This is a genomic window from Vibrio rotiferianus CAIM 577 = LMG 21460 (genome assembly GCF_002741985.1).
In the GTDB taxonomy this organism is placed as follows: Bacteria; Pseudomonadota; Gammaproteobacteria; order Enterobacterales; family Vibrionaceae; genus Vibrio; species Vibrio rotiferianus.
In genome coordinates, this window is sequence record NZ_APHW01000007.1 from 66,268 (window position 1) to 88,151 (window position 21,884).

Sequence of the window (21,884 nt, forward strand, 5' to 3'; positions counted from 1 at the left end):
AAATATATATAAAAATAATCTGGAAGGAATTGAGATGACTTTATTTAAACGAAGCTTAGTCTGTATTGCTGTAGTCGGCTTGATGGCTGGCTGTAACGATGATGAAACAAAATATGTAGAAGTACCGTCGGATTACAGTCCAGTTGTCGCAGAGGGTAAAACGCTAACTAACACGCCTGATGTAGTGGTAAAAGGTGAAGTAACACAAGCCGATGAAGTAACCATCGCTATTGCTGCGACGTCGGATTTACATGGTCGTTTATTTGGTTTTGATTACGCGTTGAATGCGGAAGATGACGATGCTGGTGTTACGCGTGTTGCGACATTACTGGCAGATCAAAAAGCTGCGCACCCAAATATGATTCTGATTGATATCGGTGATACGGTTCAAGGTAACTCTGCACAGCTATTTAACGACGATCCAACTCACCCAGTGGTCGAGAGCATGAACTCGCTTGGCTTTGACGTTTGGGTACCGGGCAACCATGAATTCAACTTTGAGCGCTCGTTTATCGATCGTAACTTAAATCACTTTAATGGTGCGGTGCTGTCTTCTAACATCAAATGGGAAAGCAACGATGTGAACTACATTCGTGCATTCCAAATGTTTGAAGTGGAAGGGGTTAAAGTAGCAATCGTTGGTCTAACACCGTCAAACGTACCTAACTGGGAAGCGTCTGCACCGGATCACTTCAAAGGTTTGAAGTTTGAGAACGAATTGGATGCGACTAAAGAAGCCGTTGACCAATTGGTATCTAAATACAATCCAGATGTGATTGTTGGTGCGCTTCACCTTGGTCGACAAGAAGATGGTGGTGTGGGTGTTTATAAGATTGCTTCAGCAATGGCGGACAAATTTGATGTCATCCTAGCGGGGCACGAACACGCAAACTACATCGAGCAAGTGAATGCTGATGGCACGGTGACACCAATCAGCAAAGCAACGTCAGAAATTGGTGGCGATAATTCTCTAATCGAAGATAAAGCTAAATCTGGTGAATACAACCAAGAAAATCGTAAGCAAAGTGTGAAGATTATTGAGCCAGGTAAATGGGGTGCTTACCTTGCTAAAGCTGAGATTCAGCTGAAAAAAGTTGATGGCAAGTGGACAATGGCGGACACGACATTGACCAACATTGGCACTAAGAAAGTGGAAGAAGATCAAGCGATACAAGCGAAATTCCAATACGTGCATGATATTTCGGTTGAAGATGCAACACGTGAGCTCGGTCGTGTGACTGGTAACTTCACGCCAAGCGCAACGGGCTTCCAAGATGAAGCGACAGCGACGGATTACAACTACACTGCAGAGCGTTTGTACTCGACCATTCACCTTGCGAAAGTGGTTGATACGCCTTTGATGGATGTGATTAACCAGATTCAAATGCAGCAAATCGAAGCTGCTGTTGGTGAGGGCAAAGGGGCTGTTGTATCGGCAGCATCACTGTTCTCTGATCAATCTAACTTAATTGATAATGAAGTTTACACCAAAGGTAAATCGACTAACTTGTACAAGTACGACAACACCTTGCTTGGTGTTGAGATGACAGGTGCGAATCTGAAACGCTTCATCGAATGGTCTTACTCTTACTTCAACCAATATAAACCGGGTGATATTACCGTATCGTTCAAGAAAGGCGCGCCAGCTTATCTTTACGATCAGTTCGATGGTGACATCCAGTTCACGGTAGATCTAAGCAAGCCATCACTTGAGTTGGATGAAAATAACGCGGTGACGAATGAAGGTAGCCGAGTAAGCATTACTAGCATTGGTGGCGAACAGTTTGATCCAAACGCGACTTACAAAGTGGCGATGAACAGCTACCGCTTTGGTTCGCAAATTCAGAAGTTTGGTTGGGCAGACAAAGATGACGTGTTCTACGACTCTGTGAATGAGCCAGTTTACGCAATTCGCGATATGCTGACTGCATATGTTGAGAAGAACCATGGCATTGATGTTGCTGATTTTAGCGATAATGTTGGTAACTGGGCATTCACGCAATACCAACCAAGCGGAGAGATTACTATGCTGCGTGAAGGTGAGGGTAAAGCACTTTGGGAGCAATTGAAGAACATGGAAATCTGTGTCTCGATTGATTTAGAGAACCCGAAATACCCAGCGATTGTTAAGTCTGTGAACATCAATGATTCGTCGAGCTACTTTGTTAACCCTAACAAAGACGCGACAACCCTTGATGAGAAGGTAGCAGGCTGTAACCCAGCTCATTAATCCTGCATGTGGGCGCGGTAGAGGTTACCGCGCCTAATTTTACTCACCAGAGGCAAAGCCTGTTGGAGTGAGTGATGTAGAAGAGTGCTTCATGATCAAAAGAATCTATAACAAGTGGGGTTTCACCCTACTGATTATCCTTATATCCACACTTATTTTTCAGTTTTCTTCTTCGTGGAGTGAAGATTTCCGTCCTAAATCTCGTCAGCAACAAGAGTTTGTTGAAGCGACTGTCACGCGTTCGATCTCGAACCATGTGGCACCTGATCCGCTGGTGCCAGATGTGATGACAGGCAAACAAGTCTTCATGGCAAAAATCCTAGAAGGTGAGAGCGAAGGATTGGAAGTGGAAGTCACCAATCCACTCAGTCGTCAGCACAATGTTTATGTCAGTGAAGGCGATACTTTCATCATGATGATCCGCGAAACCACCAATGGCACCGTTTATTGGGCGTATAACCACAAACGCTCAGACGCGATTTACCTGATGCTTGCTCTGTTCTGCGCGCTGCTGCTGAGCTTTGGTAAGAAAGAGGGCATCAACTCGATGGTCGCGCTCTATTTTACAGCGGCCTTGATCGTTGGCGTGTTGGTGCCGAGTATTTTTGCGGGTTGGAATCCGATGTTGGTCAGCATCTTATTGATGGTGGTGATCATCGTGGTCAGCTTTATTCTCGTTTCTGGCTATAACCGCAAGAGTTTATGCGCCATGGGCGGCACGTTATTGGGCGTGATAGCCGCGGGTGTAATGGCGCAGTGGTTCGGCGAAATGGCACACTTGTCGGGCATTTACCTCGACAAAGGCGAAGACGTGATTTACCTAACGTCGGTTAAGATGGGTATTCGCTGGTTGATGTTCGTGACTATTGTCGTGGCCGCGCTTGGTGCAGTAATGGACGTGGCAATCTCGATTGCATCAGCGTACGCGGAGCTGCAACAAACTGACCCGAAACTCAAACCAAAGCAGTTGGTTAGAGCGTCGATGAATATTGGTCGAGACATCATGGGCACCATGACCAACACTTTAATTTTGGCGTTTGCTGGTGGTTCATTGACGACCATTATGATGGTGTGGGGGCTCAACATGCCTGCGAGTCAGTTTATGAATATGCCGCTGGTGGGGCTCGCAGTGGTGAACGCGTTGGCGGGTAGTGTGGGGATTGTGCTTACTATTCCTTTTACTGCGTTTTTAGCGCCTTATGTGTTTAAACATCCTCAGGTGGATATGCAGCCAGAACAGGAGCAAAAGAACGTTGAGCAGAGGAAATTCAGCTGTTCTAGCGGTATAAAGCCGCAATGAAAACAGATGCAAAAAGGGCGCTCGATGAGCGCCCTTTTGAATATTTAATTCTTGTAGAAAGGGGGGGATTACCAGCCTTTAACTACGCCACCTTTGAAGATGTCTTTTGCAGCTTCGTAAACTTCATCTGTTTGGTATGCCTTAACGAAGTTTTGCACGTTAGCAGCTTGAACATTGTCTTCACGAGCTACGATTAGGTTTACGTATGGAGACTCTTTGTCTTCAACGAAGATACCGTCACGCTCAGGTGTTAGGTTGATTGAGCTTGCGTAAGTCGTGTTGATGATGGAAACCGCTACGTCATCAAGAGAGCGAGGAAGCTGTGCTGCATCTAGCTCTACAATTGTGATGTTTTTCGGGTTACCTACGATGTCACGTACCGTTGCTAGCAGATCAACGCCATCACGTAGCTCGATCAGACCTTGTTGCTCAAGAAGCAGTAGAGAACGACCTAGGTTTGTTGGATCGTTTGGTACCGCGATGCGTGCGCCGTCTTCGATCTCATCCACTGATTTTACTTGCTTAGAGTAACCAGCAATTGGGTATACGAAAGAGTTGCCAGCGGTTACTAGTTTGTAGCCACGATCTTTCACTTGCTGATCTAGGTATGGCTTGTGTTGGAATGCGTTCGCATCGATTGAGCCATCATCTAGTGCTGCATTTGGTGTTACGTAATCGGTAAAGGTAACCAGCTCAACATCCAGGTTGTATTTCTCTTTAGCAACTTTTGCTGCAACTTCAGCAACTTGAGCTTCCGCACCTGCCATTACGCCAACTTTTACTTTGTTCACGTCGACTTCTTTGTCACCACAACCAGCAAGAACCAGTGCAGAAGCAGCAGTTGCAACAGTCAAAAGACTCTTAAGGCTAAATTTCATCTTTATCTCCTTATAATTGGTATTTTCAATTCTTATCTGTGGTCTACGCGGCGTACGATTGCATCACCGATAGACTGAATAATTTGTACTAGAACAATCAGCATCACGACTGTTACTGCCATGATCACTACGTCGTAACGGTGGAAGCCATAACGGATAGCGACGTCACCAAGACCACCGCCGCCTACCGTACCCGCCATTGCTGAGTAGCTCACTAGCGTTACTAGAGTAATGGTTACTGAGTTAACAATAGTCGGCATTGCTTCAGGAAGCAGAACTTTTGTGATGATTTGTGTTGGCGTCGCGCCCATAGATTGCGCGGCTTCAACCAAACCTGATGGTACTTCTAGTAGTGCGCCTTCAATGAGACGCGCCACAAATGGGATAGCACCGATAGTTAAAGGAACAATCGCTGCTGTTGTACCGATGAAGGTGCCAACCAACAGTTTGGTTACTGGAATAATCGCAACCATCAGTACTAGGAAAGGAACCGAGCGACCGATGTTAACGATGGCGCCAAGCACACGATTAAGTTTGGTGTTTTCCAGCAAGCCACCTTTTTTAGTGGTGTGCAAAATTACGCCGAGTGGAATACCCACTGCGAAACCAACGATGCCTGCAACGGCAACCATGTAAAGGGTTTCCCATGTTGCGCCCAAAAGTAGGTTGCTGTTTAGGCTCAGCCATTCAGAAATCGTATTAAAGGACATAGCCAAGTACCTCTACTTTCACGTTGTGCTCACGCAAGAACTCAATCGCTGCGTTATCGTCTTCTTCGTTGCCAAACAGCTCCGCAACCATCATGCCGAACTTCACGCCGCCAGCGTAATCCAGATCAGAGCTTAGGATGCTCACGTCGATGTTGTACTTACGTGCGATTTGCGTCATCAGAGGGGCATCCACGGTTGCGCCAGTAAACTCTAGGCGAACCAATGGGTAGCTGTTTTCTACGCGCGTGGTTTGTAAGCGTGCTTGGTAATCTTCTGGGATAGAAAGATCCAAAGTAGAGCGAATGAACTCGTGTGCCAGTGCAGTTTTCGGATGCGCGAAGATTTCACCAACGGTGCCTTTTTCCACTAGTTCACCATCACCGATGATCGCCACTTCGTGGCAGATGCTCTTAACCACTTCCATTTCGTGAGTGATTAGAAGAATGGTGATTTCGAGCTTGCGGTTGATTTCTTTTAGTAGTTCCAAGATGGACTGAGTCGTTGCAGGGTCCAGCGCGCTGGTTGCTTCGTCACATAGCAGCACGCTAGGGTCTGATGACAATGCACGAGCAATCGCCACACGCTGCTTTTGACCACCACTTAGGTTTGCTGGGTAGCTTTCATGTTTGTCTGCAAGACCAACGAGCTTAAGAAGCTCTGTCACTTTTGTTGTGATTTGCGCTTTGTCTTTACCTGCTAGCTCAAGAGGGAGTGCGACATTGTCGAAAACGGTGCGAGACGACAGCAGGTTAAAGTGTTGGAAGATCATCCCGATGTTGCGGCGAGTTTCTCCCAATTGCTTTTTGCTTAATTTGGTTAGGTCAACGCCATCTACGATGATGGAACCCGAAGTTGGTGCTTCCAGCATGTTTACACAACGGATCAGGGTACTTTTACCCGCGCCCGATGAGCCGATAACACCAAAGATGGTGCCCTTTGCGATATCTAGATTAATGTCCTTAAGGGCAAGAATTTCCTTACTGCCTTGGTAGAACACTTTATTGACGTTTTTTATTTCTATCATGTTTCAACCTGCACAGAGATACTGGGAATTTCGCTGTTAAAAACGGCTTTTAACAGGAGTAAATTTTGAACTCTATCTCAATTCTCAGTTGATGCTATGGGTTAAGCTGGTTTAAGTCAATAGATATTTTTACGTCTAGACGTCTAAATGTATGGGTGTTCTGTTGGGAAAATAAAACAGAGGATGTTTGGCGGAAAGGAATATAAAAGAGGGATATTCAAGATTTACCGATTCTCGGGCGACAAATCAACTGTTTTGTCGCTCACTCACGCCAATTAGATAGTGTGAGTGCTTATAAGGTATGTAATAATCTGATGAAACCGAGTAAATAGAGAAATACGTTTTGGCAAAACCTGCTGTTTTTATCGATCGTGACGGCGTGATCAATGTTGACCACGGCTACGTTCATGACGAACATGATTTTGAGTACATTGACGGTGTCTTTGAAGCGACGAAAGCGCTGAAAGATAAAGGCTACCTGTTGGTGCTTGTGACCAATCAATCCGGCATTGCACGTGGTAAATTCAGCGAAGACCGTTTCTTATCTCTGACTCAGTGGATGGACTGGAACTTCGCTGATAATGGCGTTGAGTTCGATGGCATCTACTACTGCCCACATCATCCTGAACATGGCATTGGTGAGTACAAGCAAGATTGTGAGTGTCGTAAGCCAAAACCAGGCATGTTCATTTCTGCACGTGACTTCTTGAAGATCGACATGGAGAAATCTGTGATGATCGGCGACAAAGCCGAAGATATGATGGCAGCAGAAGCGGCAGGCGTTGGCACTAAGATTTTGGTTCGCACTGGTAAGCCAGTAACAGAACAAGGTGAAGCTATCGCAACAGTAGTATTAGATAGCATTGCAGATGTGCCTGCGTACCTAAATAAGTAATCGCCATTACTGACTGAGATAAGGGAAGCCGCTGCTTCCCTTTTGTTTGATTCCTTCTTTTAGTCTGAACACTTATGAGCAAAAAACTCACCATTCTTGATATCGCGAAATTGGCTGGCGTGGGCAAGTCGACGGTCAGCCGTGTGCTTACCAATGATCCCAAGGTAAAACCGCAAACGCGTGAGAAGGTAGAGCAAATCATTCGTGAATCAGGCTACGTCCCATCAAAGTCGGCGCAGTCGATGCGTGGTGGCAGTCAAAAGGTGATCGGTGTGATCATCTCTCGTTTGGATTCGCCATCAGAAAACCGGGCCGTTGGCACCATGCTTAATGCATTGTACTCAGCAGGGTACGACGTGGTGATCATGGAGAGCCAGTTCGATCGCGATAAAACCAATGAGCATTTGGATGTGCTTAAACGTCGCAATGTCGATGGGGTGATCGTGTTTGGCTTTACTGGATGTGATGAGCAAGCGTTAGCGGAGTGGGGCAATCGCATTGTCGTGATCGCGATGGACACGCAAATGGTTTCCTCGATCAACTACGATAACCAAGGTGTTATCGATATGGCGCTCTCCCACTTGGAACAACAATCTATTTCTCGTATTGCCTACATTGGTGTTGATCCAGAAGACCGCACCACAGGTCTTGCTCGCCTTAATGCTTACCAAGCTTGGTGTGAGAAAAAGCGCATCGAACCTTGCTTTCAAACCGGCAAGCTCAACCACGAAAGTGCTTATCATCTGGTGGATCAAGTCCTTCAATCCGATACGCAAGCCATCGCTTGTGCGAGTGACACCATCGCTCTCGGTGTGATTAAACGTCTGCAAGAAATGGGACGTGAAGATGTGGTGGTCACTGGTGTGGGTGGCAATGAACTACTTTCTTTTCTCTTCCCGAATGTCTTTAGTGTGGATCCTGGCTACTCTCATGCTGGTGAAAAAGCCGCTAACATGCTGATTAATCAATTAAATGGTGATGAGTCTGTGGTGCACTTTACCCAGAAGCCTATCCGCCATTAATCCACGTTTCGATGATCTGCTCTAAAATTATACTGTGATCATTCTCAATTAATGGGACTGTTCCCATTTTGTTTTTGAATGCGAAATGGCACTATTAAAATCATCGAGTGGGAATGTTCCCATTATAAAAATAAAACGATGAATTGAATGTATCCAATACAGGGTGGACAAAGTTATGAGTAAGATTGCGCGTCAAGACGTACAGCGTCTTATTGAGCTGGTCGGGGGATCGGACAATATTGCCAGTGTAAGCCACTGTTTAACTCGCTTGCGTTTCGTGTTGAATGACACTGACAAAGCCGATACAAAACAGTTAGATGCACTACCTATGGTGAAGGGCTGCTTTACCAATGCCGGTCAATTTCAGGTCGTAATCGGTACTGAAGTTGATGAGGTTTACAAAGTTCTGATCGAGCTTAGCGGCAAAAGTGAAGCGAGCAAAGATGAATCTAAGAACGCTGCTCGTCAAAACATGAATATCGTTGAGCGTGGTATATCCCACCTTGCTGAAATTTTTGTACCACTGTTACCAGCGATCATTACCGGTGGTTTGATTCTTGGCTTCCGTAACGTGATTGGCGACATCAAGATGTTTGATGGCCAAACGTTAACGGAAATCAGCCAGTTTTGGGCTACGGTACACTCTTTCTTATGGCTAATTGGTGAGGCGATCTTCTTCTTCCTACCGGTTGGTGTGTGTTGGTCGACAGTGAAAAAGCTCGGCGGTACTCCGATTCTGGGTATTACATTGGGTGTCACTCTGGTTTCGCCACAGTTAATGAACGCTTATCTGATTGGTAAGCAAGTGCCTGAAGTATGGGACTTTGGCTTATTCGCCATCGAGAAAGTGGGCTATCAAGCGCAAGTGATTCCAGCGATGTTAGCCGGTATTGCACTGGCATTTATTGAAACTAACTTAAAACGCATTATTCCGTCTTACCTTTACCTAGTGGTGGTACCGTTTGTTTCTATCATTGTGTCTGTGATTCTTGCGCATTCTATCATTGGTCCATTCGGTCGTATGTTGGGTGACGGCGTTGCTTTCGCTGCGAAAGCTGCCATGACGGGTGACTTCGCGATGATTGGTTCCACCATCTTCGGCTTCCTATACGCGCCATTGGTGATTACCGGTATTCACCACACCACCAATGCGGTTGACCTTCAACTGATGCAAGAGCTAGGCGGCACGCCAATTTGGCCTCTGATTGCACTTTCAAACATTGCTCAAGCATCTGCAGTAGTTGGCATCATTATCATCAGTAAAAAACACGGCGAGCGTGATATCTCAGTGCCTGCGGCTATCTCTGCTTACCTTGGTGTGACTGAGCCTGCGATGTACGGCATCAACTTGAAATACAAATTCCCAATGCTGAGCGCGATGATCGGTAGTGCGATTGCCGCTGCTATCTGTGGTAGCGCAGGTGTGATGGCGAACGGTATCGGTGTGGGCGGTTTGCCGGGCATCTTGTCTATCCAACCACAGTTCTGGGGCGTATTTGCTCTGGCGATGTTGGTGGCGATTGTTGTACCAGTGGCACTGACCCTTGTGTTGTATAAGCGTGCGCAAATGAAAGGCGAGTTAGAAACCGCTAGCGCGTAATTCGAACTGAGGCAGCGATTTGGCTGCCTCGTTTATCTCTTCGTTTTTTTAAGATTTTTAAGTTTCCGTTTAATGGTAAGTGAGCGTTAGAAATGGCAATGACCAAGCATGATGAGAGCTGGTGGAAAACCGCAACCATCTACCAAATTTACCCAAAAAGCTTTTGTGACAGTGGAAGTAAAGGCACGGGCGATATTAAAGGGATCATTTCTAAACTAGATTATCTAAAACACCTTGGTGTGGATGCGATTTGGCTGACGCCGGTTTATCAATCGCCAATGATCGACAACGGTTATGACATTTCCGATTATTACGCGATCAACCCAGATTTCGGCACTATGCAAGATTTCGATACCCTGTTGGCAGAGGCTCACCAACTGGGTATTCGAATCATCATGGACATCGTGGTCAATCATACTTCGACAGAACACAAGTGGTTCCAATCAGCACTGGGTGACAAAAACAGCCCATACCGTGATTACTACATCTGGAAAGATCCGGTTGATGGCGCAGAGCCAAACAACTGGCAATCTAAGTTTGGAGGCAATGCTTGGGCATTGGATGAAAAAACGGGCCAATACTATTTGCACCTGTTTGCTAAAGAGCAAGCGGACCTAAACTGGGAAAATCCAGTGGTGCGTGAAGAAGTGAAAGAAGTCATCAGCTTTTGGGCAGATAAAGGTGTCGATGGTTTCCGTCTTGACGTTATCAACCTTATTTCCAAGCAACAAGATTTCCCAAGTGACGATATTGGTGATGGTCGCCGTTTCTACACTGACGGTCCACGTGTGCACGAATACCTTCAAGAGATCAGTGAAGCTGTATTCCAAAAATATGGCAGCGTGACCGTGGGTGAAATGTCTTCCACCACGCTAGAGCATTGTCAGCAGTATTCAGCGCAAGATGGCAAAGAGCTATCGATGGTGTTCAACTTTCACCACCTAAAAGTCGATTACCCGAATGGTGATAAGTGGACGAAAGCGCCGTTTGATTTCATCCAACTGAAGCAGATCTTCAACCATTGGCAAACTGGTTTAAATGGCAAAGGGTGGGGGGGGCGCTATTTTGGTGTAACCACGACCAACCACGCGTTGTGAGCCGATTAGGTAACGACGAACAATACCGAGTCGAATCTGCCAAAATGCTTGCGGCATCGGTACACATGATGCAAGGCACGCCTTACGTTTATCAAGGCGAAGAGATCGGCATGACCAATCCGGGTTATACCGAAATCAGCCAATATCGCGATGTTGAAAGTACGAACATGTACGACATCATGGTTAATCGCGATGGCGTATCTCACGACGATATGATGGCGATTTTGGCACAGAAGTCGCGTGATAACTCACGTACGCCAATGCAATGGAACAGCGCGAAACACGCGGGCTTTACTGAGGGCACGCCGTGGCTAGAGGTGGCTCAGAACTATTCAGAGATTAATGCGGAAGCCGCGATCGCCGATTTGAACTCGGTGTTCTACTTCTACAAGCGCTTGATTGAACTGCGTAAACAGGTTCAAGTGATCACTGATGGTCGTTACGAGGACCTGCTGCCAGAGCACAAACGTATTTTTGCTTATGCTCGTCAGAACGATAAGCAAACGCTGTTGTGTATTAACAACTACTACGGCGAAGAAGTGGAGTGTGTGTTACCAGAGCGCTTTGATATGAGTAAAGCCAAAAACCTGCTTTCCAACTATCAAAATGCGACCAGCGCGATTGCTTCCAATCACCAAGTACTGCGTCCTTACGAAACTCGCATCTTGCTGATTGAAGAATAAAAGCAAATAAAAAGTACCCCTAAGGATTTCGATCCTAAACAAAAGGCTTTGGAGTGCTCCCCAAAGCCTTTTATTTTTTCATCCTATGACCCGTAGCTTACAGAATAGCGATGCGGCTTGTGGTTCATCGCAAGGACAAGGTTTAGCGCGAACGCGCCAAGAATCGACAAGCCGATAACCCACGGAGTGACGAAGAAGAAAGACGCAAACAAGATACACGCGTCGATCGCCATCTGAGATTTCCCGACCGAAATGCCGAACTTGTCTTGGATAAACAGGCACAATACGTTGAAACCACCCAAACTTGAGCGGTGGCGGAATAGGATCAGCATGCCCAAGCCCATCAATAGCCCACCAGCTACGGCGCAGTAAATCTCATTAATCGATTCGAGCGAAATCAGTAAATACAGATTATCAGCAAAGATAGAAACCAAAGCGCCAGAAATTGCACTATTAATCGCAAAATGACGGCCAAAGCGTTTCCATGCTAGCAAGTAAAAAGGACAGTTGGCTAAAAAGTAAAGCACACCAAACGTAAAAGGTGTAAATTGGCTAATAAGCAGAGCCAATCCAGTTGTGCCTCCGGTTAAGAGGTTAGCGGATTGGAGAAAGAAAACCCCTTGAGCTACCAAAAAGGTACCTGTAAGAATTGCCATCCAGTCTTCTTTTCTTGAGTGTTTTTCCATCTAATATGCAGTCGTTGATGATAAATCGGGCATGCATAGTAGTAAAAAGATGATCTTTTCGGTAGCTAGAGGGTAAAATTTACGGTAAACCTATGTAATTGTTGTTTTACAGGGTGTAAAGCACAAATTTGACAGTCAGTGGTTCATGGTCAAACGATTGCGATATCGTCATGATAATTCTTACTTGTCATCATGAAAAAACTGCATGAGAAAAATTACAAATTTCTCTTTATGACCTAGATCAAATTATGTAAAATGCGCGCCATTAGCTCGACGTAAACGTTTGCGTTAGGTCGTTATTCAGTTTTTTTGCAACTTTCAGTACCAATCTGAGTCAGGAGATACAGATGCTTAAGCGTGATATGAACATCGCAGATTACGATGCGGAACTGTTCGCAGCTATCCAGGAAGAGACTCTTCGCCAGGAAGAACACATTGAACTTATCGCTTCTGAAAACTACACAAGTCCACGTGTAATGGAAGCACAAGGTTCTCAGCTAACGAACAAATACGCTGAAGGCTACCCAGGCAAGCGTTACTACGGCGGTTGTGAGTACGTAGACAAAGCTGAAGCACTAGCAATCGATCGTGCATGCCAACTGTTTGGCTGTGAGTACGCGAACGTACAGCCTCACTCAGGTTCTCAAGCAAACAGCGCAGTTTACATGGCGCTTCTAAACCCAGGCGACACAGTTCTAGGTATGAGCTTAGCACACGGTGGTCACCTAACTCACGGTTCACCAGTTAACTTCTCTGGTAAGCACTACAACGTTATCCCTTACGGTATCGATGAAGCTGGTCAAATCAACTACGATGAGATGGAGCAACTAGCCCTTGAGCACAAGCCTAAGATGATCATCGGTGGTTTCTCTGCTTACTCACAAATTGTTGATTGGAAACGCATGCGTGAAATCGCAGACAAAGTTGACGCTTACCTATTCGTAGACATGGCGCACGTTGCTGGTCTAATCGCTGCAGGTGAATACCCAACGCCAGTGCCACACGCTCACGTAGTTACAACGACTACGCATAAGACACTTGCAGGCCCACGTGGTGGTCTAATCCTGTCTAATGCGGGCGAAGACATGTACAAAAAGCTGAACTCAGCAGTATTCCCTGGTGGTCAAGGTGGCCCTCTAATGCACGTTATCGCTGGTAAAGCAGTAGCGTTCAAAGAAGCAATGGAACCTGAGTTCAAAGCTTACCAAGCTCGTGTAGTGAAAAACGCAAAAGCAATGGTTGGCCAATTCCAAGAGCGTGGTTACAAGATCGTATCTAACGGTACAGAGAACCACCTATTCCTAGTTGACCTAATCGACAAGGACATTACAGGTAAAGATGCAGATGCAGCACTAGGTGCAGCAAACATCACAGTAAACAAGAACTCTGTACCAAACGATCCACGCAGCCCATTCGTAACGTCTGGTATCCGTGTCGGTACACCAGCAATTACTCGTCGTGGCTTCACTGAAGATGACGCGAAAGAGCTAGCAAACTGGATGTGTGACGTTCTAGATAACATCGGCAACGAGGAAGTTATCGAAGCGACGAAACAGAAAGTTCTAGAAATTTGTAAGCGTCTACCAGTTTACGCGTAACTTTCTTCATAGAGTGCGCCGATTTCGTTGTCGAACATACTCATTTGCTAGAAGCAAACTCCGTGTGTTCTCCTAGAACTCGACCCATCTATTTCGAAAGTTCACCCAATTTAAAGGTCCTCATTTGAGGGCCTTTTTGTTTTTCTAGCGTATGGAAGTATCAGCTCAGAGTACGTTGAAAGCAGATTCCTGATATCGCCTAGGCTCTTCGGAATGACGTGCTTTGGTCTCTGAGAAACAAGTTGTTATGGGGAAACTTGGGAGTATTTGAGTGGAAAACGAAAGAGATGATTAGACTCTGAATATGCTTTTGATTTGCTCAGGAGCCCAATTGCGTCATTCCCTACAAGCGAGGAACGAGCGGGATAGGGAATCTCTTGTTGTCACTGTTGTTTAGAGTGTGCTGAAATCAGATTCCTGATATCGCTTAGGCTCTTCGGAATGACGCGTTTTTAGTTGTGAGAAATAGGTTTGTTGTGTGGAGGCTTTTGGGGAAGTAGAAAAACGAAAGAGATGATTAGACTCTGGATATATTTTTGATTTGCTCAGGAGCCCAACTGCGTCATTCCCTACAAGCGAGGAACGAGCGGGATAGGGAATCTCTAATTGTCACTATTACTTAGAGAGTGTTGAAACGAGATTCCTGATATCGCTTGGGTTCTTCGGAATGACGCGTTTTTAGTTCTGAGAAACAGGTTTGTTGTCCGAATAACAGTCTTTTATATTCGGCAGAGACAAAAAAGGTTGGCACTGAGCCAACCTTCTCTTATCAAAATAAGCGAGTGCTTATTTAATCTCGATACCTTGAGCCTGCATATCTGCATGGTAAGAAGAGCGAACGAATGGACCACACGCCGCGTGGGTGAAGCCAAGTTCTAGTGCGATCTCTTTTAACTCGTCAAATTCTGAAGGTGGAACGTAACGCTCTACTGGCAAGTGGTGACGGCTTGGCGCTAGGTACTGACCAAGAGTCAGCATAGTTACGCCATGTGCACGAAGGTCTTTCAGTACTTCGACGATCTCTTCTTTCGTTTCACCAAGACCCATCATCAGGCCTGATTTAGTCGGTACATTTGGGTGCTGCTCTTTGAATTTTTGTAGCAGTTGTAACGACCACTTGTAGTTCGCACCTGGGCGAGCTTTACGGTACAGACGAGGTGCCGTTTCTAGGTTGTGGTTGAAGACATCTGGCGGGTTGTCTTTCATTAGATCAAGCGCAACGTCCATGCGACCACGGAAGTCAGGAACCAGAGTTTCAATCTTGATGTGTGGGTTCAGTTCACGGATTTCACGGTTACAGTTGGCAAAGTGCTCTGCACCACCATCACGTAAGTCATCGCGGTCAACGGAAGTAATGACAACGTACTTCAGCTTCATGTCTGCGATGGTTTTCGCTAGTTTTTTTGGCTCTTCAGCTTCAACAGGAAGCGGACGACCATGGGCAACGTCACAGAAAGGACAACGGCGTGTACAGATCGCGCCTAGGATCATGAAAGTGGCCGTACCGTGGTTAAAACATTCAGCTAGGTTAGGGCAAGACGCCTCTTCACATACAGAATGAAGGTCATTCTTGCGCATCGCTGATTTGATGTCTTGAATACGTTGGCTGTCGGCTGGTAGCTTGATCTTCATCCAATCAGGCTTACGTAGCACTTCTTTCTGCTCTGTAGGCATGTTCTTTACTGGAATCAATGCCATCTTATCGGCGTCGCGGTATTTAACGCCTTTTTCCATCTGGATTGGTTTGCTCATGCTTTGTTACCTTGAGAAGGTGCTTCTGTGCTGAAATCTACTTGCTCATAATCAAGCAAAGTAACGAGTTCTTGTATTAGTTGTTTTTCCACGGCTTCGATGTCTTCTGGCCCGCCTACTTGGCTTACCTGAACCATCTCCATTCCTTCATAGCCGCATGGGTTTATACGTAAAAACGGACCTAAGTCCATATTCACATTTAACGCCAGACCATGGAATGAGCATCCTTTACGAATGCGAAGTCCGAGAGAACATATTTTTTTACCGTCGACATAAACGCCAGGAGCGTCAGGTCGCGCAGCTGAATCGATATTGTATGCCTTAAGAGTGTTAATAACGAGGTTCTCAATGTGCGTAACGAGATCTCGCACTCCTAATTTTTTGCGACGTAGATTGATCAAGAAGTAAGCAACCAATTGACCCGGCCCATGGTAAGTCACCTGACCGCCACGATCACTTTGTACAACAGGAATATCTCCAGTGTTGATAAGGTGCTCGGCTTTACCTGCTTGACCTTGTGTAAATACTGGATTGTGCTCTACCAACCAAACTTCATCAGGTGTGTCGTCTGTGCGTTGATCAGTAAACTCATGCATTGCCTTCCATACAGGCTCATAATCTTGGCGTCCAAGTCGTTTTACAACAAGTTGGTGTTGCATGGAAATTCCTGTCGCTAATAAATAAAGTTTTTGGATTATAAACCGGATAACCCTAATGCTCTACAGCTGAGTAACAGATTTTTAACTGATACATGGGGTGGTTTAGATTATCTGTATGATAAATAAAAAGAAAGCAGCCGAGGCTGCTTTCAAAAAAAATTTAATCTATCAAAAAATTATAGAACCATGCGTACAATTTCGATTTCACCTAGCTCTTTATATAGAGTTTCAACCTGTTCGATAGAGGTTGCAGTGATATTGATAGACACCGAGTGGTAGTTACCCTTAGCGCTTGGTTTTACTGTTGGGCTGTAGTCACTAGGAGCATGGCGCTGGATCACTTCAAGAACAAGTTCTGGAAGCTCAGGCTTTGCGTGACCCATTACCTTGTAAGTAAATGAACAAGGGAACTCAAGCAGGTCTTTCAATTTTGCATCAGAGTTGATGGTTAGCATATCGGTAACTCCAGTTGGTATTCGTTGCGGTGCGAAATAGTACAGTCAAATTAGGGTTAACTCAAGATCATACCCAAGCGTGTTGGTGTCCTTTGAGTATAGATAACAAAGCCGCCCTAGTTGGCGGCTTTGTAGATTCGTTTGTTGGTCAGAAGCGACGGTTAGAAGAAGCTCTTAAACAACAACACGATGTAGTCCCACATGCGGCTAAATAGGCTGCCTTGGTCCACTGTTTCCAGTGCCATTAGTGGGTACTCAGCAATATCTTCACCATCAATTTGATAGTATAGCTTACCAACTACATCCCCTTTATTAATTGGGGCTTCTAGCTCTTTTTCAAGTACGAAGCTTGCTTTTAGGTTCTTTGCTTGACCGCGAGGTAGGGTAACATAAGTGTCTTCATCTACACCGAGAGCGACGGTATCTTTGCTGCCCATCCATACTTTCTCTTCTACGAAGGTTTCACCCGCTTTATGTGGTGCCACTGTTTCGAAGAAGCGGAAACCATAGCTCAGTAGCTTTTTGCTTTCCGATTTACGCGCGTTTGCGTCTTTAGTACCCATCACTACAGCAACTAAACGCATTTGTCCTTCAGTTGCTGAACTTACTAGGCTGTAACCTGCGTTGCTGGTGTGACCGGTTTTGATACCGTCAACGTTCATGCTCTTGTCCCACAGCAGACCGTTACGGTTGTACTGTGTGATACCGTTGTAAGTAAACTTCTTATCCGAGTAAATACGGTATTCATCTGGCACATCACGAATCAGTGCTTTACCAAGTAATGCCATATCGTAAGGTGTAGAGTATAGGTTAGGGTTGTCTAAACCATGAACGTTTGCAAAATGCGTATTTGTCATCCCTAGCGTGTCAGCCCATGCATTCATCAAATCAACGAATGCATCTTCTGAACCTGCGATATGTTCAGCCATCGCAACACAAGCATCGTTACCTGATTGGATGATGATGCCGCGGTTTAGGTCATGTACCTTAACGGTTGTACCTACTTCGATGAACATTTTTGAAGAATCAGGGAAGTTCTTCGCCCATGCATTTTTGCTGATGGTTACATCATCGTCTTCTGAAATATTACCACGCGCGAGTTCTTGACCAATTACGTAGCTGGTCATCATTTTCGTTAGACTTGCAGGAGATAACTTAGTGTTCATCTCTTTTTCTGCCAGTACTTTACCTGAATGGTAATCCATCAATACGTAGCCTTTCGCTGCGATTTGTGGCGCGTCTGGAACAACAATTGGTGATGCAAGTGCTGATTGAGCAAAGGTTGCAGAAAGAGCAACCGAAGAAACGAGAATAGATTTCACAAACTTATTTTTATTCATGGTAATTCAAATTTTTTGGTTAACTGTCGTCATCTTAACAGAATCCCCGGTTATATAAGAGAGGCTCTGCATAGAAATTCATGAATCGGGTCATTTAACAGTTGTGTGTTTTTTAATAAATGCTGATGGATAGCCGAGCAACTTAACTTTCTCTAACATACTTTGTGTCAGAGCATAATCAGTAAATGGCCCCACAAAGAGTCGATGTAAATCGTCTGTACTTTCTAGGAAAATTTCAGTATCCAGCTTTTGACTTATATCTGAGCCTAAAGTTCGCGTGCGATCTGCATATTTAGATGAAGCGACTTGAATGACGTACTTTGGGTGCGCAGCGAGTGCTTTCTCATCCGTAGGTTTTTCAAAACTGAGAACTTCGATTTCAACATTGGCGGTGCCAGTTTTTACGACATCTAACTTGAAAGCGGCTGCATAACTCAAGTCGATAATTCGTCCTTCGTGAAATGGTCCTCGGTCATTGACTCGAACAATCGTTGATTTGCCATTGTCTGTATTTGTTACTTTTACAAAACTTGGCAATGGCAACGTTTTATGAGCCGCTGTCATCGAATACATGTCGTAGATCTCACCGTTTGAAGTGAGATGTCCTTGGAACTTTTCACCGTACCAAGATGCTTTGCCTTTTTCTTTAAACCCTTTTGCATCACGGATGATCTTGTAGTCTTGTCCGCGTAAGGTGTAATTACTATTACCCCCTAAACTGTACGGTTCATATTTAGGGTGTGCATCTTCAATATGTTCGACAGACAAAGGTTTTTCAGGAGCGACATCTGATTCTAGTTCGTATCGCCCCTCTTGTGCTTTTTGGCTTGAGCAGCCTGCCAAAATCAAAGCAGAGAAAACTAAGCTGTATAAAGAACGGTTTTGCATGTCTAGGTAGCCTTAGAGAATGCTTTTCTGTGTGTATGAATTGACATTAAAATGCCAAAACCAGCCATCAAGGTCACCATTGAGGTGCCGCCATAACTGATCAACGGTAAAGGTACGCCTACCACAGGTAGGATGCCACTAACCATGCCAATATTTACAAAAATATACACGAAGAAGCTGAGTACAATACTGCCTGCCATCATTCGACCAAACGCAGTTTGTGCTTGGCTAGCGAGGTAAAGACCACGACCAATGATAAATAGATAGATGGCTAATAGGCAAAGGAAGCCAATCATACCCCATTCTTCTGCAATTACTGCAAAGATAAAGTCAGTGTGTCGCTCGGGAAGAAACTCAAGTTGTGATTGGGTGCCTTGTAACCAGCCTTTGCCTGAAATACCACCAGAGCCAATGGCGATTTTACTTTGGATGATATGGTAGCCTGCACCAAGTGGGTCTGATTCGGGGTTAAACAAAGTACGGACACGTACTTTTTGGTATTCACGCATCAGGAAGAACCACAAAATAGGAATGAAGCCTCCTAACGCTATGGCGGCACCTGTGATGATTTTCCAACTGATACCAGCGAGGAAGATTACAAAGATACCTGAAGCTGCGATCAGGATGGAAGTACCTAAGTCGGGTTGTTTCGCAATGAGAATGGTGGGAATAAACACCATGACAAGCGCAACAATTAGCGTGGTCAATGTTGGTGGGAGTGGTTTTCGGCCAATATAGCGCGCAACCATCAATGGCACGGCAAGCTTCAGCAATTCTGAAGGCTGAAAACGAACAAACCCTAGGTTAAGCCAGCGCTGAGCACCTTTTGAAGCCTCGCCAAAAAAGAGCACACCAAGAAGTAGTATGACACCACCGACAAACATTAGGGGAGCGAGACTTTCATAAGTTCTGGGTGATATTTGGGCCAATACGAGCATGACAGCCAGTGATAACACCATGCGCATTGCTTGGCGATCCATCATTGCAAAGCTCTGGCCACTAGCACTGTACATAATGACCAGACCAAACCCCATTAATGCCAGAATGCCTAGCAGTAACGGTAAATCGATGTGAAAACGCTCAAATAAAGCTCGATTCTTACCTGTAGAAGGATCCATTTTCATTAGTGCGATACCTTTTTCTTCGCTGCGTCATCATCTGCAGCAGCTACGTTGTCGTCCAAAACGACTCTGTCGAAGATCTTTCTCACCACCGGAGCACCATTACTTGAGCCACCGCCGGCGTTTTCTAGTACAACAGTTACCACCACTTTCGGATCGTCAAATGGCGCAAACCCCGTAAATAGAGCGTGGTCTCGTAAGTGTTCTGCAATTTCGTCCGCGTTGTACTCTTCATTTTCGCCAAGACCAAATACTTGTGCAGTACCTGATTTACCGGCTGTTTGGTAAGTCATGTTGTAGAACGAGCGGCGAGCTGTACCTTTGGTACCATGGTTAACCAAGCGCATACCTTCTTTGGCCATATTCCAGTATTTATCTGGCACGTTTTGGATAGGAGGGTAGGTCACATACTCAGATGTTTTTTGCTGTTCAAAATCACCACCATTGTCGATGGTTGCTTTGAGTAAGTGCGGTGCGGTTACAGCGCCTTCATTGACGAGAACCGATGTTGCTTTGGCTATCTGCATTGGCGTTGCTGTCCAATACCCTTGGCCGATACCAACAGGAATCGTATCGCCCTTGTACCAAGGAGTCTTATGGCGAGCCATCTTCCAATCACGTGTTGGCATGTTGGCTTTACTTTCTTCGTAAATGTCGATGCCTGTGTAGTCACCAAAGCCAAACATCATCATCCAGTTAGAGATACGGTCAATGCCCATGTCGTAGGCGATTTGATAGAAGAAAGTATCTACAGATTCTTCAATTGACTTGATGATGTCAACACGACCATGTCCCCAGCGCAGCCAGTCACGGAAAGGGCGAGTATCTGAGTTTGGAATACGCCAATAACCTGGGTCATTACGAGTTGTTTTAGGTGTGACGACACCTTCTTCCAGAGCCGCCACGGCCATGAATGGCTTAATGGTCGAGGCCGGTGGATAAATGCCGAGCGTTGTTCGGTTCACCAAAGGACGGTTCTTATCGTTCAGTAGAGCTCGGTAAGCTTTGCCTGAGATACCATGTACAAATGCATTTGGGTCGTAACTTGGGCTCGATACCATTGCAAGTACGCCGTTATCACGAGGATCAAGCACTACTGCACTACCACGTCGAGCATCCAACAACTGGTGTACGTACAACTGAAGGTTGATATCGAGGTTCAAGACGATATCTCTACCTGGAATTGGAGGGATATACTTTAGTGTACGGATGACGCGACCACGGCTGTTGACTTCTACCTCTTGGTAGCCTGCCGTGCCGTGCAGTAGGTCTTCGTAATATTTTTCGATACCTAACTTGCCGATATCGCGGGTTGCTTGGTAGTTGGCGTCTTTCTCTTCACGAACTAAGCGTTGCATATCGCGGTCATTAATTCGTGATACGTAACCAATGACGTGGGTCAGAACTTCGCCATATGGGTAGTAACGTTTCAAGGTCGCACTGATCTCAACACCAGGGAAACGGTATTGATTGACAGAAAATACGGCTACTTGCTTTTCATTTAATTGGGTCAAAAGTGGTACAGACTTGAAGCGACGTGTACGCTTACGCTCACGTTGAAAGCGTTCTATTTGTTCTGGGGTAATTTCCAGAATGGTTTGTAACCCTTGGATTGTCTCGTCAATGTTTTTAATCTTTTCTGGGGTTAACTCCAGGTTATAAACGGGACGGTTTTCAGCAAGTAGCACTCCGTTGCGGTCGTAGATAAGGCCGCGGTTAGGTGCGATAGGTACCACTTTAATGCGGTTATCGTTGGAACGGGTTTGATAGTCTTGAAATTGGTTGACCTGAATGTTGTACATATTAGCAACTAACAGGCCCATCAAGACAACAATACCAAGAAATGCAAAAACAGCACGACTGGCGAACAGGCGTGCTTCTGCTTGGTAATCTCGAATTTGACTGCGGCGTCTACGAATCATTAACGCTTATCTCTACTGCTAAGT

16 protein-coding genes and 2 pseudogenes are annotated in these 21,884 nt (G+C 45.5%); 7 read left to right on the plus strand and 11 right to left on the minus strand.

What is annotated here, in order from left to right:
* Positions 1–34 precede the first annotated feature (34 nt).
* The gene (locus tag B853_RS03205; RefSeq protein ID WP_038886033.1) at positions 35–2,230 is read left to right on the plus strand and encodes a bifunctional metallophosphatase/5'-nucleotidase; all 2,196 of its coding nucleotides are present in this window, start codon (positions 35–37) and stop codon (positions 2,228–2,230) included.
* A 91-nt stretch (positions 2,231–2,321) separates the two neighbouring features.
* Positions 2,322–3,511 (plus strand): annotated as a pseudogene (locus B853_RS03210) (YibE/F family protein).
* Between the two features lie 87 nt (positions 3,512–3,598).
* Here the strand turns inward: B853_RS03210 and B853_RS03215 are convergent.
* From B853_RS03215 to metN, 3 genes are read right to left on the minus strand one after another with little or no spacing between them, the layout of a single operon-like run.
* Entirely contained in the window at positions 3,599–4,408 is an 810-nt protein-coding gene (locus B853_RS03215; protein ID WP_010446406.1) for a MetQ/NlpA family lipoprotein, read from the minus strand.
* 32 nt (positions 4,409–4,440) lie between these two features.
* Positions 4,441–5,118: a methionine ABC transporter permease gene (locus tag B853_RS03220; RefSeq protein WP_005432672.1), complete on the minus strand. Its 678-nt coding sequence runs from the start codon at positions 5,116–5,118 to the stop codon at positions 4,441–4,443.
* Positions 5,108–6,142: a methionine ABC transporter ATP-binding protein MetN gene (gene metN, locus B853_RS03225; protein ID WP_010446409.1), complete on the minus strand. Its 1,035-nt coding sequence runs from the start codon at positions 6,140–6,142 to the stop codon at positions 5,108–5,110. The genes B853_RS03220 and metN overlap by 11 nt, the downstream gene beginning before the upstream one ends.
* Positions 6,143–6,485: 343 nt before the next feature.
* On the opposite strand from metN, the gene gmhB reads away from it, so the two are divergent.
* From gmhB to treC, 4 genes and pseudogenes are all read left to right on the plus strand, one after another.
* Complete coding sequence (gene gmhB, locus B853_RS03230) at positions 6,486–7,037, plus strand: D-glycero-beta-D-manno-heptose 1,7-bisphosphate 7-phosphatase (protein WP_005381961.1); 552 nt, start codon at positions 6,486–6,488, stop codon at positions 7,035–7,037.
* Positions 7,038–7,111: 74 nt separating this feature from the next.
* Positions 7,112–8,059, plus strand: coding sequence for a trehalose operon repressor TreR (gene treR, locus B853_RS03235; RefSeq protein ID WP_038886036.1), 948 nt, complete (start codon positions 7,112–7,114; stop codon positions 8,057–8,059).
* A gap of 175 nt (positions 8,060–8,234) precedes the next feature.
* The gene (gene treB, locus B853_RS03240; RefSeq protein ID WP_010446414.1) at positions 8,235–9,659 is read left to right on the plus strand and encodes a PTS trehalose transporter subunit IIBC; all 1,425 of its coding nucleotides are present in this window, start codon (positions 8,235–8,237) and stop codon (positions 9,657–9,659) included.
* A gap of 92 nt (positions 9,660–9,751) precedes the next feature.
* Positions 9,752–11,439, plus strand: a pseudogene (gene treC / locus B853_RS03245) (alpha,alpha-phosphotrehalase).
* Positions 11,440–11,522: 83 nt separating this feature from the next.
* On the opposite strand, the gene B853_RS03250 reads toward treC, so the two are convergent.
* Complete coding sequence (locus B853_RS03250; protein WP_005530699.1) at positions 11,523–12,125, minus strand: YitT family protein; 603 nt, start codon at positions 12,123–12,125, stop codon at positions 11,523–11,525.
* A 347-nt stretch (positions 12,126–12,472) separates the two neighbouring features.
* Between B853_RS03250 and glyA the strand changes: the two genes are divergently transcribed.
* Positions 12,473–13,723: a serine hydroxymethyltransferase gene (glyA, locus tag B853_RS03255; protein WP_038886041.1), complete on the plus strand. Its 1,251-nt coding sequence runs from the start codon at positions 12,473–12,475 to the stop codon at positions 13,721–13,723.
* A gap of 786 nt (positions 13,724–14,509) precedes the next feature.
* Here the strand turns inward: glyA and lipA are convergent.
* From lipA to mrdA, 7 genes are all read right to left on the minus strand, one after another.
* On the minus strand, positions 14,510–15,475 hold the full coding sequence (gene lipA, locus B853_RS03260; protein WP_010446422.1) for a lipoyl synthase: 966 nt from the start codon (positions 15,473–15,475) through the stop codon (positions 14,510–14,512).
* A complete protein-coding gene (lipB, locus tag B853_RS03265) occupies positions 15,472–16,134 on the minus strand; it encodes a lipoyl(octanoyl) transferase LipB (protein WP_038886042.1) in 663 nt (220 codons plus the stop codon). The genes lipA and lipB overlap by 4 nt, the downstream gene beginning before the upstream one ends.
* Positions 16,135–16,310: 176 nt before the next feature.
* Positions 16,311–16,589 carry a DUF493 family protein YbeD gene (gene ybeD / locus B853_RS03270; protein WP_038886044.1) on the minus strand — a complete coding sequence of 93 codons (279 nt, stop codon included), beginning with the start codon at positions 16,587–16,589 and terminating at the stop codon, positions 16,311–16,313.
* A 161-nt stretch (positions 16,590–16,750) separates the two neighbouring features.
* A complete protein-coding gene (locus B853_RS03275; RefSeq protein ID WP_010446428.1) occupies positions 16,751–17,929 on the minus strand; it encodes a serine hydrolase in 1,179 nt (392 codons plus the stop codon).
* Between the two features lie 90 nt (positions 17,930–18,019).
* Entirely contained in the window at positions 18,020–18,817 is a 798-nt protein-coding gene (locus tag B853_RS03280; protein WP_010446430.1) for a septal ring lytic transglycosylase RlpA family protein, read from the minus strand.
* Positions 18,818–18,819: 2 nt separating this feature from the next.
* On the minus strand, positions 18,820–19,941 hold the full coding sequence (rodA, locus tag B853_RS03285; protein ID WP_038886046.1) for a rod shape-determining protein RodA: 1,122 nt from the start codon (positions 19,939–19,941) through the stop codon (positions 18,820–18,822).
* On the minus strand, positions 19,941–21,860 hold the full coding sequence (gene mrdA, locus B853_RS03290) for a penicillin-binding protein 2 (RefSeq protein ID WP_038886048.1): 1,920 nt from the start codon (positions 21,858–21,860) through the stop codon (positions 19,941–19,943). Before mrdA ends, rodA begins: the two co-directional genes overlap by 1 nt.
* Positions 21,861–21,884 lie beyond the last annotated feature (24 nt).

Coding starts and splice junctions, on each gene's coding strand:
- B853_RS03205 (WP_038886033.1), top strand. CDS start 35: ATGACTTTATTTAAACGAAGCTTAGTCTGTATTGCTGTAGTCGGCTTG.
- B853_RS03215 (WP_010446406.1), bottom strand. CDS start 4,408: ATGAAATTTAGCCTTAAGAGTCTTTTGACTGTTGCAACTGCTGCTTCT.
- B853_RS03220 (WP_005432672.1), bottom strand. CDS start 5,118: ATGTCCTTTAATACGATTTCTGAATGGCTGAGCCTAAACAGCAACCTA.
- metN (WP_010446409.1), bottom strand. CDS start 6,142: ATGATAGAAATAAAAAACGTCAATAAAGTGTTCTACCAAGGCAGTAAG.
- treR (WP_038886036.1), top strand. CDS start 7,112: ATGAGCAAAAAACTCACCATTCTTGATATCGCGAAATTGGCTGGCGTG.
- treB (WP_010446414.1), top strand. CDS start 8,235: ATGAGTAAGATTGCGCGTCAAGACGTACAGCGTCTTATTGAGCTGGTC.
- B853_RS03250 (WP_005530699.1), bottom strand. CDS start 12,125: ATGGAAAAACACTCAAGAAAAGAAGACTGGATGGCAATTCTTACAGGT.
- glyA (WP_038886041.1), top strand. CDS start 12,473: ATGCTTAAGCGTGATATGAACATCGCAGATTACGATGCGGAACTGTTC.
- lipA (WP_010446422.1), bottom strand. CDS start 15,475: ATGAGCAAACCAATCCAGATGGAAAAAGGCGTTAAATACCGCGACGCC.
- lipB (WP_038886042.1), bottom strand. CDS start 16,134: ATGCAACACCAACTTGTTGTAAAACGACTTGGACGCCAAGATTATGAG.
- ybeD (WP_038886044.1), bottom strand. CDS start 16,589: ATGCTAACCATCAACTCTGATGCAAAATTGAAAGACCTGCTTGAGTTC.
- B853_RS03275 (WP_010446428.1), bottom strand. CDS start 17,929: ATGAATAAAAATAAGTTTGTGAAATCTATTCTCGTTTCTTCGGTTGCT.
- B853_RS03280 (WP_010446430.1), bottom strand. CDS start 18,817: ATGCAAAACCGTTCTTTATACAGCTTAGTTTTCTCTGCTTTGATTTTG.
- rodA (WP_038886046.1), bottom strand. CDS start 19,941: ATGAAAATGGATCCTTCTACAGGTAAGAATCGAGCTTTATTTGAGCGT.
- mrdA (WP_038886048.1), bottom strand. CDS start 21,860: ATGATTCGTAGACGCCGCAGTCAAATTCGAGATTACCAAGCAGAAGCA.